This window comes from Streptomyces sp. NPDC097617, assembly GCF_044761485.1.
Classification (GTDB): domain Bacteria; phylum Actinomycetota; class Actinomycetes; order Streptomycetales; family Streptomycetaceae; genus Streptomyces.
Genome location: NZ_JBIWCL010000091.1, coordinates 1 through 1,087 on the forward strand (window position 1 = coordinate 1; position 1,087 = coordinate 1,087).

A 1,087-nucleotide genomic window follows, 5' to 3' on the forward strand; every position below is an offset into this window, starting at 1 on the left:
GTGTGCCCGCCGGGCAGGTGTCCGAGCAGGACGTAGCGGGTGGAGCGCTCGACCAGGGTCACGATCGCGCTCTCGTTGCGGGTGCCGACGATCAGGTCGCCTTCCCAGTGGCCGGGAACCGCCCGGTCCTCGACCTCGGCAGGGCGATCGGAGATCATCACCATCTCGTCGACGAACCGGCGAGTGCGCTGGTCCGGGCTGCGGTGCGGTTTGCGGCGGGTGCGTCCGGTGCGCAGGGCAAGGGCGACCTCGCGGCGCAGCCCGCCGCGGGCCTGGACGTAGATCGCCTGGTAGACCGTCTCCGGACTCACCCGCATGCTCTCGTCGTCGGGAAACTCCATGACCAGAGCGTGACAGATCTGCTCGGGCGACCACTGTTCTTGCAGCTTGCCCGCGACGAACTCGCGCAGCGGACCGCCCTGGGCAAGCTTGGACTCCTTGGGGCGCGACCGGCTGCCGGCCCACGCCCGCTGTGCCCGGTGCGGCTGGTAGACGCCGTCGACGCAACGGGCGTCGATCTCGCGCTTGACGGTGGAGGCCGGCCGGCCCAGAGCCCGCCCGATCGCCCGCAGCGACCGGCCCTCACGACGCATGTCGGCGATCAGCTCCCGCTCGGTCACCGTGAGGAACCGGGAATGCAGCTCGGCCTCGACCGCCGCGAGAGAGGGCGCTGATGTCATGGGGACGGTGCGGGTCATGCCGGTTGTGTAGTCGATCCTGCGCCCATCGGGGTGCAGGCGCGCGTTGCCGATCTTCCGGATCCCCCGGTCCCAGTCCCGGGCAGTGCGCTCATGGACCCCGGCCTGCGCCGCGGCATCCCGCCGCCGCACCCCCAAGACACGAAGCCGGTCGTACTCCGCCCGGCCCGGATGCCCGCTCGTACCCGGCTTCCCCCGACCACGGACACCAGCCTTCCGCGCCCATCCCGCCGCCGTGTGACGGCTCACCCCGACCACCCGGGCAGCACCCGAAACGCTGCCGTTCTCCCGCTCCAACGCCTCGAAGAACCTCGCCTTCAACACCTCAAAATCCACGATCCCCGCAACTCCCTGAATCCAGGGTGTTGCGGGGATCGTTAGAACCCGCC

1 protein-coding gene is annotated in these 1,087 nt (G+C 70.7%); it reads right to left on the reverse strand.

Features of this window, described 5'->3' with window-relative positions; all coding sequences use genetic code 11:
- The coding region (locus ACIQZO_RS40540) for an IS30 family transposase (protein ID WP_403636447.1) at positions 1–830 on the reverse strand (830 nt) is incomplete at its 3' end.
- Positions 831–1,087 lie beyond the last annotated feature (257 nt).